Raw genomic sequence first — 19,648 nt, 5'->3', positions numbered from 1 at the left:
GTTGCCCAGATGCCCAGATAGATGGAAATGTGGTTGCCGCCGAAGCTCACCCGGAGGTCTCCGGGTTTCGCTTCGGCGGGGGACGCCACATGGCCCCGATTATTCTCAACCGCGCCACCGGGCACTGCACCCAGCTGGTGCTCGACGACGGCCGGGAATCCCGCTCCGGGCCGAGCTCAACTCGCTCAAGCCGACCCGCCCGCCAAGGCGCGCGGCCCTGCCTTGCGACCGGCTTCACCAGCCTCACCAGAAATGGGCCACGTCCACCACGAACCGGGACCCGGTGCCCGGCCCGGGCAGGGCCAGGACCCGGAACGGCAGCCGGGCGCGGGCCCCCAGCCCAATGGTCGAATAGCCCTCGAAGCTGCCCGCCCACGCCACCTGCCGGAAGGTCTGGTAGCCGGTCACGTCAGCCAGTTCATTCTTGTTCGGCGGGTTGTAGGTGGGATTGCCGGCGTCGTCATATGCGGGTGCATTGACCGTGAGCTGAATGAAGGCCTGGCCCCGCAGCGGGACCGGCAGGCCGGACCCGTCCTGCACCACCGCGGGTACGTAGCGGACGCTGTAGCCGGCCACGGGGCCGTTGAGGTCAATGACCAGCCGGTCAAAGCAGTAGTGCTGACCGGTGCGGACGTTCACCACCTTGGCCTGGCTCATGGCCGGATCCATTTTGCTCAGCGACCCCCAGGCCAGTCCGCAGTACGGGTCTGCGGCGGCCGGCGCCGGTGCAAGAATCCCGAGCGCGGCGGCCATCAGAACAGCCGCGAGCAACGCGTTGACCTTTTTCAACTGGATCTTCAACTGGGTCTTCTTCAAGGCCGCCACCCCCTGGTGCTGCCTGACCCTTGGGCTGGCGGAACAGTCAGCGCAGGCCAGACGCTTTCAGCGTAGGCGGGGCCGGCCCGGCGGGCGAGGTCCTCCGCAGTTTCGGCGCCCAACCGTTAGCGTGGCCCGTTGCTGGTCACGGACGGATTGCACGGACCCAGCTCGTGAAGATCGTTCACGAACTGATAACACCGTCAGCCGCAGGCGTGGCCGGGAACGGCGAAGCGCCGGCACCCTCGCGGGTCCGGCGCTTCGTACGGCCTGTCAGTTGCCGGAAGGTTTTAGCCTTCGCAGTCGCGGCAGTACTTCATGCCGTTCTTCTCAAGGGCCACCTGGGACCKGTGCCGGACCAGGAAGCAGGAGKAGCAGGTGAATTCATCGGACTGCTCCGGAACAACAATGACCGTCAGCTCTTCGCCGGACAGATCCGCACCGGGAAGATCAATGCCTTCAGCGGTGTCGTTCTCATCGACGTCGATCACAGCGGTCTGCGCGCCGCCGCCGCGGGACGCCTGAAGGGCCTCCAGCGACTCAGCGGGAGATTCTTCTTCTGTCTTGCGTGGGGCGTCGTAATCGGTAGCCATATCGGGGTTCACTTTCGTTGCTGCGCAGCGCCATTTCAGGCACCTCAGTGAAGCAGTTTAGGACATTATGCATGGAGTAGAGCAATAGTGTGGCCTATCAGACAGGATGAGTCGGACGGGCCCTGGAAACCCGGGCAGCGGCCCCCGGCCGGGGCCCATCCGCGCGGCGGTCGGGCCATTCGGGTGCGGCATTTCAGTCGACCGGCCAGACCACGAGCGTCTGCCACTTCGCTGGATCGGGTTCGACCCCGGGATCGGTGAGGTAGTACTCCCACATTGCTCCTCCCGGGCTCGCGCCGTCCTGCCGCATCCGCGCCATGATCGCGCCGTAAGTACGCTGCAGTGATTCGTAGGGACCGATGTGCATCGCCTCGTAGGCCTGGCCTGCGGGGAGGGTGCCGGCGACAACCGCCGTGTCCGCGCCACTGGGGTTCGTGAAAGGCGCGGCGAGGGGGAACCCCGCCTCCACGTCGACGACGTCGGTCGGCATGCCGCGGTACAGCGCGAACGGGGGCCCGGCCAACTGGACATGTTGCTCCTGCACCGCACCCATGACGGCGGCGAAGGCACGGCCGAAAAAATCCCGCAACGCATTCATCGGGACTGTCTCATGCACCACCGCCGTGGGCTGTTCCTTGAGTTGGGCGGCCCTGATGTCCGGGGCCGGCCCCGGGTTCGTTTGAGTCATACCCCAGACTCTGCCGCGACTAATCCACGGTCTAGGGCCTTACGGCCCGCGCCCCCAGGGGAGGTCCGCGCCGCGGGAAGGAGCGGTCCGGCTGCCGGCCTTGGACGGCGCAGGGTTCACCCCGAATAAATAAATGAACTTTATTCATATTAGGTCTTGCCCCGTGGGGCCATCGCCCTCAAACTAAATGAACAACGTTCATTAATGTGACGCCCGTCTCACTGGAGTAGCCATGATCGAAATCACGTCCCTCGACACCCCGCCCTCCCTGGCCCGCACGCTGCCCTCCAGCCGGCCGGCACTGCGGATCGGCGTCGTGCAGCATCGCTGGCATCCTGACGCCGCGGCCCTGCACGCCGAACTGGACGAAGGCATCGGGCGCGCCGCCCGGCTGGGAGCCGCCGTCGTCTTCCTCCCCGAGCTCACACTGTCCCGCTACCCCGCGGACACCCTTCCCGAAAATGACGCCGCCCGCGGCGGGACTACGCGCCCGCGGCCCTCGGACATCGCCGAGGACCTGTTCACCGGCCCCACGTTCCGGTTCGCGGCGGACGCGGCCCGGAGGCACGGCATCTGCGTCCACGCTTCGCTGTACCAGAAGGCGGAGAACCCGGACGGCACAGACGACGGCCTGGGCCTGAACACCGCCATCCTGGTGTCCCCCGGAGGCGAACTCCTGGCCCGTACCCACAAGCTCCACATTCCCGTCACGGCCGGCTACTACGAGGACAAATTCTTCCGCCAGGGCCCGGACGGCGACGATGCCTACGAGGTCCACTCCCCCGCCGAACTCGGCGGCGCACGGATGGGCATGCCCACCTGCTGGGACGAGTGGTTCCCGGAGCTGGCGCGGATCTACTCCCTCGGCGGCGCGGAACTCCTGGTCTACCCCACAGCCATCGGCTCCGAGCCGGACCACCCCGACTTCGACACCCAGCCGTTGTGGCAGCAGGTCATCGTGGGCAACGGCATCGCCAACGGGCTGTTCATGGTGGTCCCCAACCGCTGGGGCAGCGAGGGCACGCTGAACTTCTACGGTTCCTCCTTCATCTCCGATCCCTACGGCCGGATCCTCGCCCAGGCACCGCGGGACGAATCCGCGGTCCTCGTCGCGGACCTCGACCTCGACCAGCGCCGGGACTGGCTCACGCTTTTCCCCTTCCTGGCCACCCGACGCCCGGACACGTACGGGCGGCTGACCGAACCGGTACGTCCCGACGCCCCGCTCGGCGCCGACACCAGCAAGGCCACCGCATGAGCGCGTGGCGGATGCCGTCCGAAACGGCGCCCCAGGACCGTGTCTGGATGGCGTTCCCCACCGGCGGCTACACCCTGGGCGAAACAGCGGCAGAAGCCCACGCCGCGCGCTCCGTCTGGGCCGCCGTCGCGAACGCCGTCGTGGAATTCGAACCGGTCACCATGCTGGTGGCGCCGGCGGATGTGCAGACCGCGGCGGACTACCTCCACCCGGATATCGAGGTGGTCCCCGCCGCGCTGAACGACGCCTGGATGCGGGACATCGGCCCCACGTTCGTCCTCGACGACGGCGGCCGGCTCGGCGCCGTCGACTGGGTCTTCAACGGCTGGGGCGGCCAGGACTGGGCCGCCTGGGACAAGGACGCGATTGTGGCGTCGGCCGTCGCGGCCCGCTCGGGGGCCAGCCACCTTGTCTCGCCGCTGGTGAACGAGGGCGGCGGCATCCACGTCGACGGCGAAGGCACGGTCCTCGTCACCGAGACGGTCCAGCTCGATCCGGGCCGCAACCCCGGGCTCAGCAAGGCCGACGTCGAAGCCGAGCTGGGCCGGACCCTGGGCGTGAGCCACGTCGTCTGGCTTCCCCGCGGCCTGACCCGGGATTCGGAACGGTTCGGCACGCGCGGCCACGTCGACATCGTTGCGGCCATCCCGTCCCCGGGCACCGTGCTGGTCCATTCCCAGCAGAACCCGGCACACCCCGACTTCGAGGTGTGCCGGGACATCATCAGCCACCTCGCCACCACCCGGGACGCGGCCGGCCGCGAATGGAACATCATCGAGGTCCCCGCCCCGGCAACCCTGACGGATGAGGAGGGGTTCGTCGACTACAGCTACATCAACCACTTGGTGGTCAACGGCGGCGTCATCGCCTGCACCTTCGGCGACCCGATGGACGAAAAAGCCTTGCGCATCCTTGGCGACGCCTACCCCGGCCGCAGGATAGTCGGCATCGACGCCCGTGAGCTCTTCACCCGCGGCGGCGGCATCCACTGCATCACCCAACAGCAACCATCCGTCCCCCAGAAAAAAGGTCAGCAATGAGTCAGACTATCGGCCGCGAAGACGGCACCATCACGCACGACGTCGTCGATCCGGCCGGTTCCAAGCACGGCATCTCGGGCAAGGGGCTCAAGGGCGGCCAGCTGGGCCTGCTCGCCGTCGTCGTCCTCGGCATCTCCTCCGTGGCACCCGCCTACAGCCTGACCAGTTCGCTGGGACCCGCCGTCGGCGCCGTGGGCCTGCAACTGCCGGCGATCTTCATTGTCGCGTTCATCCCGATGATCCTGGTGGCGTTCGCCTACCGTGAGCTCAACGCCGATTCACCGGACAGCGGCACCACCTTCACGTGGGCCACGAAGGCGTTCGGCCCGTTCGTCGGCTGGCTGGGAGGCTGGGGTCTGCTGGCCGCCAACATCATTGTCCTGTCCAACCTGGCCGGCGTCGCGGTGGACTTCTTCTACCTCTTCCTGGCCCAGGTGTTCAACAACCCGGACCTCGCGGACCTGACCTCCAACACAGCCGTAAACATCGTGACGTGCCTGGTGTTCGTGGCACTGGCCGTCTGGGTCAGCTACCGCGGCCTGCACGCCACCAAGCTGGTGCAGTACACCATGGTCGGATTCCAGGTCCTCGTCCTGGGCATCTTCGTCGTCATGGCACTCACCCACGCCGCCTCGGGCGACTCGGGCACCGCGATCGCCTTCAGCTGGGACTGGTTCAACCCGATGAAGATCGGCAGCTTCGAGCAGTTCGCCGCCGGCATGTCACTGGCCGTCTTCGTCTACTGGGGCTGGGACGTCTGCCTCACCGTCAACGAGGAAACCAAGGGCGGCAAGGGTACCGCCGGCCGGGCAGGAACCACGACGGCGGTCGCCGTCCTGGCCCTATACCTCGTCGCGATCGTGGCCACCATGATGGTTGCCGGCACCGGAACCGACGGCATCGGCCTGAACAACCCGGACAACCAGTCGAATATCTTTGCGGCACTGGCTTCCCCCGTCATGGGCCCGCTGGCCATCCTGATGTCCCTGGCCGTGCTCTCCGGCACCGCGTCGTCCCTGCAGTCCACCATGGCCTCTCCCGCCCGCAGCCTGCTGGCGATGGGCCACTACGGGGCGCTGCCGCCGCGCTTCGCATCCGTCAGCAAGCGGTTCGGGTCCCCCGGTTTCGCAACGGTGATTGCCGGTGTGATCTCCGGCGGCTTCTACGCCGTCATGAAGGTAGTCAGCGAGAACGTCCTCAATGACACCATCATGGCCCTGGGCCTGATGATCTGCTTCTACTACGGCCTCACTGCCTTCGCCTGCACCTGGTACTTCCGGCATAGCCTGTTCTCCAGCGTCCGCAACTTCTTCATGCGGCTGCTGTTCCCGGTCCTGGGCGGCCTGGTCCTCACCGTGGTCTTCTTCCAGACCGCCGTGGACAGCTGGGCACCGGAATTCGGCAGCGGCTCGGAGGTCTTCGGCGTGGGCCTGGTGTTCATTCTGGGGATCGGCATCCTCGCCCTCGGCGTCGTGATCATGCTGGTCGCCGCGAAACTGCATCCGGGCTTCTTCCGGGGCGAGACCATCCGGAAGGACACCCCCGCTCTGGTGGTTCCGGAGTAGCCTCCCCGCAACGACCCGCCGGCCCGGGTGAACCCGGAGCCGGCGGGTTTTTGCGTGCGTGCGTGTCCCGCATAGCTGCCACCTCCCCATGCTAGATTCACGCTGTCTGCATTTCCGCGGGCTCTAGCGCAGCCTGTTCCGGGCGCGGCAATTTGGGGGAAATTTTTATGCTGCTATTCGACCGCGTCCGGCCTCTATCAATTCCGTTGTTCCTGGTTGTGGTCATAATGCTTTCCCTGACACCGCTTGCCCCCGCCTCCGCCGCGCCGGATATGACGACGGCGGTCAGTGCAGCGTCCGCCGCGCCGTTGACGACCGCCCCCGTGCCGACGGTCACGGGCACAAGAAAGGTCGGGTACACCCTGACCGCGGTCCCGGGCATCTGGGGTCCGGCACCCGTCACTCTGACGTATCAGTGGAAGGCGAACGGCGTCGTCATCATTGGCGCGACCGCCGCCACCTACAAACTGGCCGCGGCGCAGGCCGGCAAGGCCCTCACCGTCACCGTCACCGGAACCAAGACCGGCTACACCACCGCCGCGAAGACCTCGACCCCCACCGCGGCCATCGCCGCCGGCTCGCTCGGGCCGGCCCCGGTGCCGACGATCACCGGCATGACAAAAGTCGGCTACACCCTGACCGCAGTCCCGGGCACGTGGGGTCCAGCTCCCGTCATCCTGAAGTATCAGTGGAAGGCGAACGGCGTCGTCATCATCGGCGCGACCGCCGCCACCTACAAACTGGCCGCGGCGCAGGCCGGCAAGGCCCTCACCGTCACCGTCACCGGAACCAAGACCGGCTACACCACCGCCGCGAAGACCTCGGCCGGCACAGCGGCTGTCACGCCCGCGGGACCCGGCGTCGACGTGTCCTGGCCGCAGTGCGGCAAACCGCTGCCCAAGGGCCAGAGCTTCGCGATCATCGGCGTGAACAACGGCCTGGCAAACAACACCAACTCGTGCCTGACCACCCAGCTGTCCTGGGCCGCCACGTCCACCGGCGGGACCGGCCAGCCCCTCGTGGCCCTGTACGTAAACACCGGAAACCCCGGGACCGCCGGCTCCTGGTGGCCCACCAGCAACACCTATGCCGGGAAGACCGTGGCCAACCCGTACGGCCAGTGCACCAAGGGCTCGGTCGGCTCGGCGTGTTCCTATATGTACGGGTACGCCAAGGCTTACGACGACGCCACCATCCGCGGGGTCAAGAACCCGGCCTCCTACACCTGGTGGCTGGACGTCGAGACCGAAAACACCTGGTCAACGAACAAGGCCGCCAACAGGGCCGATCTGGAGGGCATGGCCGCCTACTTTGCCAGCATCGGCGCCAAAACAGGGCTCTACTCGACCGGCTACCAATGGGTACAGATCGTCGGCGCGGTGCCCTCGACCAGCAGCCTTTACGCCCAGCGAAGCTGGCTTGCCGGCGCGAGCTCCCTCCAAAACGCCAGCAGCATGTGTTCGGCAGCGCCGCTGACAGGCGGCGGGAAAGTCACCATGACCCAGTACATCTCGGGCGGCTTCGACTACAACAAGTCCTGCATCTGAGTTCCAGGCTCCGGCCAGCCGCGCCCCCATTTCCGGGCGTGAAAAACCCCTCCTCCCCGGCAAAATCACTGGGAAGGAGGGGTTCGTTGGGCCTCACGGCCCGACGTTCAGCAGTTCCGGGTCTGTCTCGGTCTCAGCCGCTGCCTCCGTCGCCAGGTGCGCGCCATTGCGCCGACGCAGACGCCTCTCCACCGCAAAACCCGCCAGGCCAAGGATCACGAATACCACAATCACTGCGTAGTTCTGGTACCAGGGCGCTTCCGGCTGCCGCGGCCATGCGATATTGACGATCTCAAAACCCAACCACAGCAGCGCCGCCAGGTTCACGACTGGGCCAAGAACTCCCAGGCTGAAGGGTCCGGCCTTCCACGCTCCTTTCAGCCGGACTATCAGCGCGGCCAGCACTGGGAATATGAAAGCCACGTAGAAGCCCGCCGTTGCGAAGGCAATAAGGGCGCCATACACCTGCGATGCCGACAGGGCAAGAACAATCATTGACGCGGCCGCGGAGACCAGGAGGGCGTTGATAGGCAGCCGGTCGGTCTTGCTGAGACGCTTCAGAACCTTGGCCGCAGGCAGGGCATCCAGCCTGGCGAATGCGAAAATCGATCGCGATACAGCTGCCTGGAGCGCCACCGTCCCGGCGATGAATCCCAGGACGATGGTTACCAGGAGAGGTTTGGTGATTCCCTCGCCAAGGTTGGCAGTGAGGGTTGTGGTAATCGGGTCCGGGTCTGCCCCCGACATGGCGGCACCAATATCCGGGATTGCGAGGAGCAGTGCCAGGCACGAAAACGTAATGACAGATGCCACCGTGATCAGGGACGTCAGCACTGCCCGCGGCACTTTGCGTTCGGGAGACCGGACTTCCTCGGCAATGGCACCCGCACTTTCAAAACCCACAAACGACCAACCGATGATTGCCACCGCGGCAAGAAACGGCCCAAAGACATATGCGGTGGTGTCCGGCGCGGTTCCGAAAGACTCCAGGATCGTGCTGAGGGAATTTCGGCGATGGAAGATGATCAGTACCAACCCGACTCCCAGACTGGCAATGACCTCGCACACGATGCTCACGGTCACCAGCAGGCTCAGCCATTTCCGTCCGGCGGAGTTGGCTATGGTACTCGCCAAGAGGATGACGGCGCCCAGCACGATTTTCGTCGTCGTGTCAGGCTGCTCAATGCCGAGCAGCGAGGCAAGAAATGTGCCACCACCGAAGGCTACAGCGGCAACTGTGATGATAAGCGTCCAGATGTAGGCCCATCCTGCGTACCAGCTGTAGGTGTGCCCGAGAAGGGACCTGGACCAAAGGCAGACCCCGCCGGCAACAGGCCAACGTGAAGCGAGCTCGGCAAGTACGGCTGCAACCAGGGCCTGGCCCAAGAGGACCACCAACAGACCCCACCAGAAGGCCGGTCCTGCGGCCATCAGGGCCAGGCCAAATACTCCGTACAGGCCGATGATGGGCGACATGAAGGCAAACGCCAAAGAGAAGGAGGACCAGAACCCCATCTCCCGTTTGAGTTGGAGGGATTCAGGATTAGGCGTCTGTGTTGGACCAGGTGCGTCCGACAACAGCTGGGACGGGGAGTTCATTGCGATGAGCCTTCTTTCGCTGGGACGGTCTTAGGGGGTGAAGCTTCACGGCGCGCGGCGGGCGTGGCTGATGAGCGGCCCAGGGCTTCGCCCTGGGCCTGTTGTGTTTTGGGATCACCAATGTTCGCCGTGTTGCACAGCTCAGTTGTCCGGATTCAGTAGTCCGGATTCAGTACTCCGGATAGAGCTCCGCGGACGCTGTCACTGGATTGAGGGGCTCGGCAATCAATGCAGGGTCACCGAGTGCCGCGTCCGCGAGCGCCTCGCACGTCGAGAAGCGGACGTCGCCTCGTTCAAGCGCAGTTTCGACAACGGTCCGCAGCGCCTCCAGCCGTCCTGCCCGCCCCGTGAGGAACGGGTGGCAGGTGAGCATGAATAGGGCACCATGACGTCGCATTGCGTCGATCTCGTGAATCCACATGTCCGCCACGACCAGTGGCGACTGGATGATTTCCCCGATCTTGGGTTCCGGAAGGAAGGCATACTGCTCCCAGTCATCCAGGCTCCAATGTGGAGGGAGTTCCGCGACTGTCCCTGAGGGGGTTTCAATGAGGTACGGGACGTCCGCATCCATCAGGCTGGAATCGTATTTCAACCCGTATTCAGCTACCAGCGCCGGCGTCTGCCACGAGGGCTCCCACATTGCGGCGCGATGCCCCTTGGGAGAAATGCCGAAACGCCCGAGTGCGGCAAGCGCCAGATCGAAGTCAACGCGTTCGTCGTCGAAACTCATGTTCACCGCCGTGCGGTGGGTGTGTGAGTGGTGCGCGATCTCATGACCCGATTCCAGGACCTGTTCCACCATGTGGGGATATCGCTCCGCGGTGACGCCTGGAATGAAGAATGTCGCCGGCTGCTGCACATCCTTCAACATCTGGAGAATCCGGGGAACACCCACCTTGGGTCCGAACGCCTGGTGAGTCATCGCCATCGCATTGTCGGCATGGCGGCGGCCGGCGGCCAGGATCGGGGACTCGGCGTCGACGTCGAAAGTTAGCGCGGCAACGCACGCCGCCCCCTGCCTCCAGCCGTTTGTATCGAAGGTCATGATCGCGCCTATCAGAAGAATCAGGAGAAATGGGTCAGGAGAAAAGGCTCAGAAGTCATGGGTGGAGAGCCAGTCGGCGTAGTCGCCGAGGGCCCGCTGCAGCGGCCAGGCCGATTCGTAGCCGAGATCCGCGGCTGCGGAAGCGATGCTGAAGTGGCCCTGCAAGTCCAGGGTTGGATCGGTCCCGGGCCCGATCTCCACGGTGGCGTCCGGGAATGCGATTCGAACTTCTTTGACGACGTCGCTGAGTGTCCAGTACTCGCTGCCGGAGATGTTGTAGGCCAGGGGCCTGGCCGAGGCCGTTTCTGGTGCCTGGACTGCCGCCAGTATGGCAAGAGCGACGTCGCGGACGTAGACCAGGTTGTAGCGGTGGTCGGCCCCGTGGTCCTGTGAGAAGGAACCGTCGCGGACAACGCCGCGCATGATGTCCCGCATGACTTCATCCATGCGGTTTCCGGGTCCGTAAACCTGGCCGATGCGCAGGGAGATGACGTCGATTCCATACCTGTCGCCGTAGACCTGTCCGAGCCATTCCCCGGTAACCTTCGTCACGGCGTAAGGCGTCGTCGGATTTACCGGCTCCGATTCGAGAACGACCGGTGCTGAGGTCTTGCCGTACACGCACTCCGAAGAGAAGTTGATGATCCGTTTGACGCCGTGGAGTCGGGCCGCCTCGAAAACCGCCACCGTTCCCTCGACGTTGGCAGCGAACGTGGCCAGGGGAAAGCTCAGGGAATAGGTCGGGTGGGATATGGCGGCGGTATGGACGATGGTGTCGACGTCGTGCTCCTTGAATACCTCGAGGAGACGAGGGATATCAAACAGTTCGCCCTGGACGGAAACGACGTCGGGGCGTGGCGCCTCGATGAAATCCCGGTTGTAGCTGACCGTTCGATGGCCGGCGTCGGCGAGTTCGTTGACTATGTGGCGTCCGGTGAATCCGGCACCACCTGTGACCAGCACAGAGCTCATGTGATTTTGCCTTTCAGTACATGCGTTGGATGTGGGATTCAATGCCCGAGGGGGAACGTCGTGGTTCGGCCACCGTCGACGACAAGGTTTGTTCCCGTGACATATGAGGATTCAGGACCCAGGAGCCACAGCGCAGCGGCTGCAATCTCCTCAGGGAGGGCGAATCGGCCAAGGGGTACGGAAGCTTCGTCTCTGGCGCGTTCTTCTTCGTTCGCGAACTCGGCCGCAAGCATCGGGGTATCTGTCGTGCCCGGCGACAGTGCGTTGACCCGGACGCCGGCCGGTGCGAGTTCGGCGGCCAAAGACCGCATCATCGAAAGCACGCCGCCCTTGGTGGCGGTGTATGCCGTGTAGCCTGCCTGGCCGACGAGTGATAGCTCGCTGGCAGTGCAGACGAGCGAGCCGCCGCCGTTGGCTGTGAGCGTTCGCGCCGCTGCCCGGGCGACGTGGAAAGTGCCGGTCAGGTTCACCCGGATCAGCCTCTGCCACAGCTCGTCGGACGTTTCGGCGATCGGCGCAACACTGGAGATTCCTGCGGCGTTGAAGGCTCCGCTCAGTGCTCCGAGTTCTGCTTCCGCCTGGGCGAAGGCGCTGTCGACCTGCAGGGACTCCGACACGTCGGCTTCGAGGAAGATCACAGGGCCGGACAGTTGGCGTCGTGCGTCTTCAAGCAACCGGTCGGGGAGCCCGACGGCGGCGACCTTCGCCCCTTGGGCCAGAAGGGCCCGAGTGGTCGCTAGACCGATGCCGGAGCTGGCTCCGGTGACGAGGTAGGCCTTGTCCTGAAAATGGCTCATTTCTTCTCTTCCCGCATTCCGCATTGGTTGTGGCAAGGCGGGCAGTATGCCCCCGGTCACGATTCGGGGGCATACGCCGGAATTGCCGGTTTAGCCTGGCCAGCTGATTTAGCCGACGAGGGCCCGCGTGTGGTCGTTGAGGAACATGCCGCGGGGGTCGAATTCCCGGCGGATCTGGATGAAAGTGTCGAGCTCCGGGTAGAGACGCTCCAGCCGGCTCCTGGTCATGAAGTGGATCTTGCCCCAGTGCGCACGTGGCTCGAATTCCTGCAGCACCGCATCCGCATCCCGGAAGAAGGGCCAGTAGTCTGTCCCAGGTTCGGTGGTCAGGGTGATGACGGTGGTGTCGCGTCCTTGGAACTGGGACATGTAGCCTTCGTCGGCTTTCACCCAGCGGACCTCAACGGGGTACTTCTGGTCGGAATGCCTGGTGCGGATCAGCTCCTGGACAGCCTCGACGGCCGCCAGGCCGTGTTCGCTGGGAACGAAGTACTCGAGTTCATGGAACGGTGTGGTGAATCCGCCCGGGTAGATGCGGTACGACCGGTCCAGCCGGGCACCTTCGATGCGGGAAATTTCACGCTCGTCCTTGACCTCGGCGATGTTGTACCGCTTGGTGTAACTGCGGTTTGCCATGCTCTGGCCGGGCGATCCGGGCAGGTCCAGCAGCTCACATGAATCGTCATCCGGGCACCAGAGGAACGAGTAGTGCCGGTTCCCGTCGATGTCGGCCTGCCAGGTTGCCGCGGTCTCGGCCCACGTGGGGTAGGTAATCTCCTCCTGCAGGTAATAGCGGTCCTCGACCGCCAGTTCGACCTCGAGGAAGATTCCGAGCGTCCCCAGGGCGACCTGGGCGGCCCTGAGTTCGCGGAGCTGCCCTTCACCGATTTCGACGATTTCGCCGTAGCCGTTGATCAGCCGGACCCAGCGCAGTGCCGATGAGAAGCTGCCCAGGTTCTTTCCGGAGCCGTGGGTGCTGGTCGCGAGTGCCCCGGCGATCTGCTGTTTGTCGATGTCGCCTTGGTTGCCCAGTGCCAGCCCCTGGTCCCACAGCACATCGCCAAAGGCGTTGATGGTGGTGCCGGCCAGGGCCCTCGCACGGCGCCGCATGAGGTCGGTTCCGGTGATGGCCGAGAGTGCGGACATGTCCATCAGGACGCCGCCGGTCTGAACAAGCGGAGAGGACGAATGCCCTGAGCCGACCGCGCGTACGGGCAGGGGGGTKGCGGCGCGCGCCGCCGACGCGGAGTGGGGATGATTCGTGGTGGTCATTGCTGAGCTCCGATCCTGGTCTTAAGGCTCATGCGCCGTGGTTGATCATGACGTGCTTGGTCCGGGAGTAGTCGTCCAAGGCATACAGCGAGAGGTCGCGGCCGTAGCCGGATCCCTTGAATCCGCCCCACGGAACCTCGCAGGCCAGCACCAGGTGTGAATTGACCCAGACGGTGCCGAAATCGAGCTGCTTCGGAACTCTGAGCGAGAGGCTCGAATCCCGGGTCCATACCGAGGCGGAAAGGCCGTAGGGGCTCTCGTTGGCCCGGGTAATGGCCTCTTCGGTGGAGCTGAAGGACTCGACGGTGACGACGGGGCCAAAGATTTCGTGGGTGGCAATGTGCGCCCCGGCCGGTACGTTGCTGATCACTGTGGGTTCAATGAAGTAGCCGGGACCCTCCAGGGCAGAGCCGCCGATGGCCACCTGAAGGCCGGCAGCCTTTGCCTCGGCGAGCGATTCCTTCACGCGTTCGAAGTGGGGGCGCGAAATCATGGGACCGATTTCGACGTCGTCCCCTGCGCCCGGAGCGCCGACGACGAGGGTGCTGACTTCACGTACCAGGTGCTCGGTGAACTCCTCAGCTACGGACTCGTGGACCAGCACGCGGCAGGCGGCGCCGCAGTCCTGGCCGGCATTCCAGAAGCCGGCGTTTCGCACGCCGGCGGCGGCCGCGCGGAGGTCGGCGTCGGGGAAGACAACAACCGGGGCCTTACCGCCGAGTTCCAGATGGACTCGCTTGACGGACCTGGCCGCGGTCTCCGCCACTGCCTGTCCGCTGACGACGCTTCCCGTCAACGCAACGAGGGCGACATCAGGGTGTTCGGAGAGTCGCTGCCCAACGGTTCGGCCCTTTCCCGTCACGACGTTGAGAATGCCGTCGGGGATGCGTCCGGCTACAAGTTCTGCCAGCTTCAGCGTCGACAACGGAGTCTGTTCCGAGGGCTTGAGGACGATGCTGTTTCCGGCGGCCAGGATGGGCGCGATCTTCCAGGCAGCCATCAGCAGCGGGTAGTTCCAAGGGGTGATGACGCCTACGACGCCGACGGGCTCCCTGAGGATGACCGAGGTGTGTCCGGTGGCGTAGTCGCCGCCTGCCATGGAGGTCAGTGTGCGGGAAGCTCCGGCCATGAACCGGAAGGTGTCGACGGTGCTGGAGACATCGTCCTCCGCGACGGTCCGCGGTTTACCGGTGTTGGCGGACTCGATGATTTCGAACGCTTCACGGTTGGCTTCAATGATGTTGGCGATCAGGGAGAGCACCTCGGACCGTTCCTTTGGTGTCGTGGCGCCCCAGGACTTCTGGGCCGCCACGGCCGCCTCAACCGCGACGTCCACATCCGAGGCTGTGCCTGCCTGCACCGATGAGATGACCTGCTCCGTGGTGGGATCTACGACGTCGATGAGCCGGGTCGAGGAACCGGGAACAAACGCTCCACCGATGAAGTGTCCCGCCGGAGGCAAGACGCTGGCACAGCTTTGCTCCGCGGAAGAGCGTCGGACGGTGAACTGCTCGAGGTTGGTGAGTGTCATGGTATTTAGCCTTTGCTTTCTGCGCCGGTCTCGGCGTCGGGAGTTTGTGTTGGGGGCGGGCGATATGCCCGCGGTGGGCGGTGCACGCCCGGGGTGGGCGTTACGCCCGCGGCGCCTCAATCAGGTCAGTTGCGAAGGCAGGCGACTGAAAGAGGGCTGCTTCCGCGTTCTTCCGGAACACCCGCGCCGCAAAGTAGTACAGGGGTGCAACGACCACCAGGCCAACAATCCAGGAGACGTCCACGCCGTTCATCGCTGCGGCAATGGGGCCTGTGAACATCGCTGTTGCCGAGAACGGAACCTGGATCAGTGCGCCGGCAACATAGGCTCCGATCGCAACCCAGTTGAAAGTTCCGTACACCCCGCCGTCGCGCTTGAAGAAGTCTTCAACCCGGTAGTCGCCGTGACGCAGGAGGTAGTAATCGACCAGGTTGATGGCCGTCCAGGGAACCAGGACGTACATCAGGAAGGAGAGGAAGTTCGTGTAGAAGAAGATGAAATTGTCGCGGGCGAACAGTGCGATCGAGAGGGCGAGGGTGAAGAGGAGGATCGCCGCAATGGTCCGGGTCTTGGCGTGGGGCAACCAGGTCGGCCTGAACGTCTGCCCAATGGTGAGCGTGCACAGGACCCCGCAGTAGAGGTTCATGGCGTTCGACGCCGCAACGCCGAGGCAGAAGATTCCGATGATCACCATGGTCCATGGACCTAGCATGGCTCCCAGGCTCCCGACTATTTCGACGCTGCTGCCATCGCCGATCAGTGTCAGGGCAAGCGTTCCCACCAAGGCACCCAACACCATCGGGAAGAGTGTTCCCAGGACGCAGCCCGAGTAGGATGCCCAGAACGCCGGGCCCGAGCCGGTGCCCTGAGGCATGTAGCGGGAGTAGTCCGAAACATAGGGAGCGTAGGCGAGCTGCCAGAGGGCGGAGACGGAGATGGTGGCCATGAAGCCAACCCAGTTGAAGTTTCCCTGGTCCAGGAAGCTGGCCGGCAATCCGTGGACGGCCAAGATCCAGATGAAGGCCAGCACCAGCGCCAGACCGGCCACGATGCTCAAGATGCGTGCATAGGCGTGGATGAGCCGGTAGCCGAAGATGGTGGCAACGACGCTCAAGACGCCAATGATAATGATGCCTGCGTCAACACTGATGCCCGGGCTGACCGCGGCCAGTGCCTGACCGCCAAAGACGAGATTCGCCGCAAAAAACCCGACGTACATGACCACCACGATGACAACGATCAGCAGCGCCCCGTACGAACCGAATTGGCCGCGGGTCTGAATCATCTGCGCCACGCCCAGCTGCGGACCTTGGGCCGAATGCAGTGCCATGAAGATGCCACCGACAAGGTTTCCAATGATGATTCCGACGATGGCGGGCACAAAGCTGAGCCCGAACACCGTGGTCGCGAGTCCCCCGGTCACGATGGTCATGATCATGATGTTGGACCCGAACCAGATGGTGAAAAGGTCCCGTGCTTTGCCGTGGCGTTCGTCGGCGGGGATGGGCTGAATCGTCTTGTCTTCGAGCCGGGGCACCTCGGCCGCGACGGCTTGAGTGGGGTGCGTGCTCATGATGCGTTCCTGGAGTTCATGGGAACCTCTTTGTTCTGTCCCGGCACTTCGTCGGGCACGGGATCTGATGTATCAATCATTCGTGACTTTTGTCACAGTGGAAATCCGGCGATTGAATAGACGCCGTAAACCTGTTCGTACATATGTACAAAGCAGGCGCGATGCCCAGCCCTTTGTGGCTCAAACGGTGGCGGCTTGCAGCTCTTGGGCGACGTTGGCGGAGGCCTTGCTGCGGTTCACCATCAGGGCGAGGAGGTCGAAGACGAGGGTCGCCGCGGCAAGCGTGGTGATGTCTGCGTGGTCGTAGGCCGGAGCGACCTCGACGACGTCTGCGCCCACGATGTTGATGCCGTCCAGTCCGCGGAGCAGGGCCAGCAGTTCGCGGGAGTGGAGCCCGCCCATCTCGGGAGTGCCGGTGCCCGGCGCGTAGGACGGGTCGAGGACATCGATGTCGATGGAGACATAGACCGGGGTGTCGCCCAGCCGCTCTTTGACGCGCTGGATCGCGGCCGGAACCCCGATGACGTCCAGATCCGAGCAGCGGATGATCTGGAAGCCGAACTCGTGGTCGCGGAGGAAGTCGTTGCGGTCATAAACCGGGCCGCGGATGCCCACGTGCATCGACTTGTCTTCGACGAGAAGGCCCTCTTCGAAGGCCCGGCGGAAGATGGTTCCGTGCGTGACCGGCTGGTCGAAATAGGTGTCCCACGTGTCCAGGTGTGCGTCGAAGTGGAGCAGGGCCACCGGACCGTGGACCTTGTTCAGCGCCCGCAGCATCGGGAGCGCGATGGTGTGGTCGCCGCCGATAGAGATGAGCCTCTTGCCGGAGCCGGCGTCGCCGAGGAGCGGGAGGGCCTGCTCCTCGATCTCGCGGACTGCACGGCCGATGTCGTAGGGGGTGCAGGCGATGTCACCCGCGTCAACAACCTGGGCTTCGTACACAGGCTCGACGTCGAGCTCCGGGTGGTAGCCGGGGCGCAGGAGCCGCGACGCTTCACGGACAGCGGCCGGACCGAAGCGGGCGCCCGGGCGGAAGGAGGTACCGCCGTCGAACGGGACACCGACAATCGCAATGTCATAGTCCGGCACGCGGTCGATCTGAGGAAGCCGGGCAAAGGTTCCCAGGCCCGCGTAGCGAGGGACTTTTGTTGCGTCGACGGGGCCGATTGGCTTGTGCGTGGTCATGACAGGGGTCCTCCAGTTGCTTGGGTTCAGCCGGCCTGGCAGATGTCCTTCTCTGAGCTGAGCTTCTGCGCCGGTTGAGGTCTATGCCTTAACTATTAGTGATCGGCGTCACGCGGTACATGCGCCGATTGACTACAAATAACCGAGGGGCTTATACATGTGTATAAGCGGCTTGGGGATGGCCTCCGGACATACGAACAGGAATCACACATGGCGATCACCGTGGCCGAACTGCTGGCCGAACCCCAGCTGGGCCTGACCCTGCTGGCGGGCTCCGCGGGCCTGGGCAACCGGGTCACCTGGGCCCACACCTCCGACCTCCCGCGCTTGTGGGAATGGATCACCGGCGGCGAGCTCATGATGACCAACGGGCTCTCCATTCCCGCGGATCCCGACGGGCAGGTTGAGCTGGCCGAGGCACTGGTCAACGCAGGTGCCAGTGCCCTGGCGATCGGCGAGCAGATGCATGCCCCTGAGCTCCAGCCCCAGTTCCTCGAAGCCTGTGACCGCCTGCCGTTGCCGGTCATCAACATCCCCTACCCGCTGCCGTTCATCGCCATCGCACGTTCGGTCGCGGAGTCTTCACTGCTTGAGGAGTCCCGCAGACTGCGTCAGACGGCCCGCATCTATGACTTGCTGCGGCTGGCGGGGCCATCTGAGAACCAGTGGCTAAGCCTGATCCTGGGCATCGAAGCTGAACTCGACGCCAACCTCTTCGTGGTTGATCGACGCTGCCTGCATGCCTGGCATCCGGGAGGCCAGTCGCTGCCGCCGGACCTCAGGCAGCAGCTTGAACCGCTGACCAGCAAGTCGCCGGTCGCCAGCAAGAAGTTCCAGTGGCACCGTTTAGGGGACGGCAACCTCCTCATGATGGATATTCCGACTCACGCCAATGCGCTTCTGGTGGTGCTGCCGAAATCCGAACCACTCCCGGATGCGGTGGTGCTGCTCCATGCGGCCACAGTCCTTGGACTGGAGCTGTCGCGGACGGTACTGTCCCTCGAGAACCAGCGCCGGCTGGGTGCGGAGTTCCTTTTGCAGGCCTTCGACGGGCGCCTGGGCATCGCCGACATTGAAAGCCGGCTCCCTGAGTTCGGGATTTCGACACGGGAATTCCTCATCATCTCGATGTCGAGCGAGGACGGCGAGAGTCTGGCCGGGATCCACGTTGATCTTTGGCGACACGGGTATCCGACGGCGTGCCAGCGCAGGTTCAATACACTGCACTTGGCTGTCGCCTCAGACTGCACCGACGATCTTCTGCGGCATGCCGCCCCCCTGGACGTGAGGATCGGGATCAGCCGGCCTTCCGCGGCCGCTGGAACGCAGAGAGCTTTGCAGGAATCGATGTGGGCGCTTGGGACGGCATCGAGCACCGGCGAGCGGTTGGTCCGCTACGCCGAGGGACCCTCGTGGCTGGGGCTCACCAGCTTTGAGGAAGGGAACGCACTGGTCCAGCGGCTGCTCGGACCCATTTTCGAATACGAACAGGGAGAAAACGGGGACCTCATCCTGACGCTGAAGACGTTCCTTGACATGCAACGGTCCTGGCAGAAAACGGCGGCGGCCCTGTTCGCGCATCGGCAGACCATCATCTACCGCATCCGGAAAATCAGTGAGCTGACAGGCCTTGATATGACCGAAACCTCCACGCTGGCGCAACTCTGGTTTGCCCTGCAGATCCATGAAGCCATGGACCTCCAGGGCAATCCGCGGCGTCTGCCGACGGCTGAGGTCAGCACTCCACGACGTTGACGGCGAGGCCGCCCATGGCGGTTTCCTTGTATTTGGAGGACATGTCCTTGCCGGTTTCGCGCATGGTCACGATGACCTCGTCCAGGGAGACCCGGTGCGTGCCGTCGCCCCAGAGCGCCATTTTGGCGGCGTTGATGGCTTTCGCGGCGGCGATCGCGTTGCGTTCGATGCAGGGGACCTGGACGAGCCCGCCGATCGGGTCGCAGGTCAGGCCCAGGTTGTGTTCCATCGCGATTTCCGCGGCGTTTTCCACCTGCTGGGGCGTGCCGCCCATGACTTCGGCCAGGCCGGCGGCCGCCATCGAGGACGCCGAGCCGACCTCGCCCTGGCAGCCGACCTCCGCGCCGGAAATCGAGGCCTGCTCCTTGTAGAGCACCCCGATCGCGCCGGCGGTCAGCAGGAACCTGAC

At 64.5% G+C, this 19,648-nt stretch carries 17 protein-coding genes; 5 read left to right on the top strand and 12 right to left on the bottom strand.

Annotation, left to right across the window (positions count from 1 at the left end):
- Window positions 1–243 precede the first annotated feature (243 nt).
- The 3 genes from AC1DZV_RS21200 to AC1DZV_RS21190 all read right to left on the bottom strand — a co-directional run bounded on the left by AC1DZV_RS21200 (window position 244) and on the right by AC1DZV_RS21190 (window position 2,097).
- Complete coding sequence (locus tag AC1DZV_RS21200) at window positions 244–789, bottom strand: AMIN-like domain-containing (lipo)protein (RefSeq protein WP_476952198.1); 546 nt, start codon at window positions 787–789, stop codon at window positions 244–246.
- A gap of 317 nt (window positions 790–1,106) precedes the next feature.
- Entirely contained in the window at window positions 1,107–1,409 is a 303-nt protein-coding gene (locus AC1DZV_RS21195) for a DUF4193 domain-containing protein (protein WP_476954516.1), read from the bottom strand.
- A gap of 193 nt (window positions 1,410–1,602) precedes the next feature.
- The gene (locus AC1DZV_RS21190; RefSeq protein ID WP_476952191.1) at window positions 1,603–2,097 is read right to left on the bottom strand and encodes a GyrI-like domain-containing protein; all 495 of its coding nucleotides are present in this window, start codon (window positions 2,095–2,097) and stop codon (window positions 1,603–1,605) included.
- Window positions 2,098–2,329: 232 nt separating this feature from the next.
- Between AC1DZV_RS21190 and AC1DZV_RS21185 the strand changes: the two genes are divergently transcribed.
- The 4 genes from AC1DZV_RS21185 to AC1DZV_RS21170 all read left to right on the top strand — a co-directional run bounded on the left by AC1DZV_RS21185 (window position 2,330) and on the right by AC1DZV_RS21170 (window position 7,507).
- Complete coding sequence (locus AC1DZV_RS21185) at window positions 2,330–3,355, top strand: nitrilase-related carbon-nitrogen hydrolase (RefSeq protein WP_476952190.1); 1,026 nt, start codon at window positions 2,330–2,332, stop codon at window positions 3,353–3,355.
- Window positions 3,352–4,395, top strand: a complete 1,044-nt coding sequence (locus AC1DZV_RS21180; RefSeq protein ID WP_476952189.1) for an agmatine deiminase family protein — start codon at window positions 3,352–3,354, stop codon at window positions 4,393–4,395. The genes AC1DZV_RS21185 and AC1DZV_RS21180 overlap by 4 nt, the downstream gene beginning before the upstream one ends.
- Window positions 4,392–5,960 (top strand): APC family permease, encoded by a 1,569-nt coding sequence (locus tag AC1DZV_RS21175; protein ID WP_243182223.1) that lies wholly within the window; start codon window positions 4,392–4,394, stop codon window positions 5,958–5,960. Before AC1DZV_RS21180 ends, AC1DZV_RS21175 begins: the two co-directional genes overlap by 4 nt.
- A gap of 227 nt (window positions 5,961–6,187) precedes the next feature.
- Entirely contained in the window at window positions 6,188–7,507 is a 1,320-nt protein-coding gene (locus AC1DZV_RS21170) for a hypothetical protein (protein WP_476952188.1), read from the top strand.
- 93 nt (window positions 7,508–7,600) lie between these two features.
- Here AC1DZV_RS21170 and AC1DZV_RS21165 read toward each other — a convergent pair whose 3' ends face one another.
- From AC1DZV_RS21165 to speB, 8 genes are all read right to left on the bottom strand, one after another.
- Window positions 7,601–9,106, bottom strand: a complete 1,506-nt coding sequence (locus AC1DZV_RS21165) for an APC family permease (RefSeq protein WP_476952187.1) — start codon at window positions 9,104–9,106, stop codon at window positions 7,601–7,603.
- A 169-nt stretch (window positions 9,107–9,275) separates the two neighbouring features.
- The gene (locus AC1DZV_RS21160; protein WP_476952186.1) at window positions 9,276–10,154 is read right to left on the bottom strand and encodes a polysaccharide deacetylase family protein; all 879 of its coding nucleotides are present in this window, start codon (window positions 10,152–10,154) and stop codon (window positions 9,276–9,278) included.
- 48 nt (window positions 10,155–10,202) lie between these two features.
- Window positions 10,203–11,126, bottom strand: coding sequence for an NAD-dependent epimerase/dehydratase family protein (locus AC1DZV_RS21155; protein WP_476952185.1), 924 nt, complete (start codon window positions 11,124–11,126; stop codon window positions 10,203–10,205).
- A 38-nt stretch (window positions 11,127–11,164) separates the two neighbouring features.
- A complete protein-coding gene (locus AC1DZV_RS21150) occupies window positions 11,165–11,923 on the bottom strand; it encodes an SDR family NAD(P)-dependent oxidoreductase (protein ID WP_476952184.1) in 759 nt (252 codons plus the stop codon).
- Window positions 11,924–12,031: 108 nt separating this feature from the next.
- A complete protein-coding gene (locus tag AC1DZV_RS21145; RefSeq protein ID WP_476954515.1) occupies window positions 12,032–13,195 on the bottom strand; it encodes a D-arabinono-1,4-lactone oxidase in 1,164 nt (387 codons plus the stop codon).
- A gap of 28 nt (window positions 13,196–13,223) precedes the next feature.
- A complete protein-coding gene (locus AC1DZV_RS21140; protein ID WP_476952182.1) occupies window positions 13,224–14,726 on the bottom strand; it encodes an aminobutyraldehyde dehydrogenase in 1,503 nt (500 codons plus the stop codon).
- Between the two features lie 100 nt (window positions 14,727–14,826).
- The gene (locus AC1DZV_RS21135; RefSeq protein WP_476952181.1) at window positions 14,827–16,299 is read right to left on the bottom strand and encodes a purine-cytosine permease family protein; all 1,473 of its coding nucleotides are present in this window, start codon (window positions 16,297–16,299) and stop codon (window positions 14,827–14,829) included.
- Between the two features lie 180 nt (window positions 16,300–16,479).
- A complete protein-coding gene (gene speB, locus AC1DZV_RS21130) occupies window positions 16,480–17,484 on the bottom strand; it encodes an agmatinase (protein WP_243182253.1) in 1,005 nt (334 codons plus the stop codon).
- A 210-nt stretch (window positions 17,485–17,694) separates the two neighbouring features.
- Between speB and AC1DZV_RS21125 the strand changes: the two genes are divergently transcribed.
- Window positions 17,695–19,239: a PucR family transcriptional regulator gene (locus AC1DZV_RS21125; RefSeq protein WP_476952180.1), complete on the top strand. Its 1,545-nt coding sequence runs from the start codon at window positions 17,695–17,697 to the stop codon at window positions 19,237–19,239.
- On the opposite strand, the gene AC1DZV_RS21120 is transcribed toward AC1DZV_RS21125, so the two are convergent.
- Window positions 19,220–19,648 (bottom strand): L-serine ammonia-lyase, iron-sulfur-dependent, subunit alpha (locus AC1DZV_RS21120; RefSeq protein WP_476954514.1); only part of this gene is annotated, 429 nt, incomplete at its 5' end. The genes AC1DZV_RS21125 and AC1DZV_RS21120 overlap by 20 nt on opposite strands.

The organism is Arthrobacter sp. P1_D12, assembly GCF_056406175.1.
Note: the sequence above shows the minus strand (reverse complement) of the source record. Positions and strands in the feature narration are given on the sequence as shown.

Excerpts from the sequence above, each read along its gene's own strand:
- AC1DZV_RS21190 (WP_476952191.1), bottom strand. The coding sequence starts at position 2,097 with ATGACTCAAACGAACCCGGGGCCGGCCCCGGACATCAGGGCCGCCCAA.
- AC1DZV_RS21185 (WP_476952190.1), top strand. The coding sequence starts at position 2,330 with ATGATCGAAATCACGTCCCTCGACACCCCGCCCTCCCTGGCCCGCACG.
- AC1DZV_RS21180 (WP_476952189.1), top strand. The coding sequence starts at position 3,352 with ATGAGCGCGTGGCGGATGCCGTCCGAAACGGCGCCCCAGGACCGTGTC.
- AC1DZV_RS21175 (WP_243182223.1), top strand. The coding sequence starts at position 4,392 with ATGAGTCAGACTATCGGCCGCGAAGACGGCACCATCACGCACGACGTC.
- AC1DZV_RS21170 (WP_476952188.1), top strand. The coding sequence starts at position 6,188 with ATGCTTTCCCTGACACCGCTTGCCCCCGCCTCCGCCGCGCCGGATATG.
- AC1DZV_RS21165 (WP_476952187.1), bottom strand. The coding sequence starts at position 9,106 with ATGAACTCCCCGTCCCAGCTGTTGTCGGACGCACCTGGTCCAACACAG.
- AC1DZV_RS21160 (WP_476952186.1), bottom strand. The coding sequence starts at position 10,154 with ATGACCTTCGATACAAACGGCTGGAGGCAGGGGGCGGCGTGCGTTGCC.
- AC1DZV_RS21155 (WP_476952185.1), bottom strand. The coding sequence starts at position 11,126 with ATGAGCTCTGTGCTGGTCACAGGTGGTGCCGGATTCACCGGACGCCAC.
- AC1DZV_RS21150 (WP_476952184.1), bottom strand. The coding sequence starts at position 11,923 with ATGAGCCATTTTCAGGACAAGGCCTACCTCGTCACCGGAGCCAGCTCC.
- AC1DZV_RS21140 (WP_476952182.1), bottom strand. The coding sequence starts at position 14,726 with ATGACACTCACCAACCTCGAGCAGTTCACCGTCCGACGCTCTTCCGCG.
- AC1DZV_RS21135 (WP_476952181.1), bottom strand. The coding sequence starts at position 16,299 with ATGAGCACGCACCCCACTCAAGCCGTCGCGGCCGAGGTGCCCCGGCTC.
- speB (WP_243182253.1), bottom strand. The coding sequence starts at position 17,484 with ATGACCACGCACAAGCCAATCGGCCCCGTCGACGCAACAAAAGTCCCT.
- AC1DZV_RS21125 (WP_476952180.1), top strand. The coding sequence starts at position 17,695 with ATGGCGATCACCGTGGCCGAACTGCTGGCCGAACCCCAGCTGGGCCTG.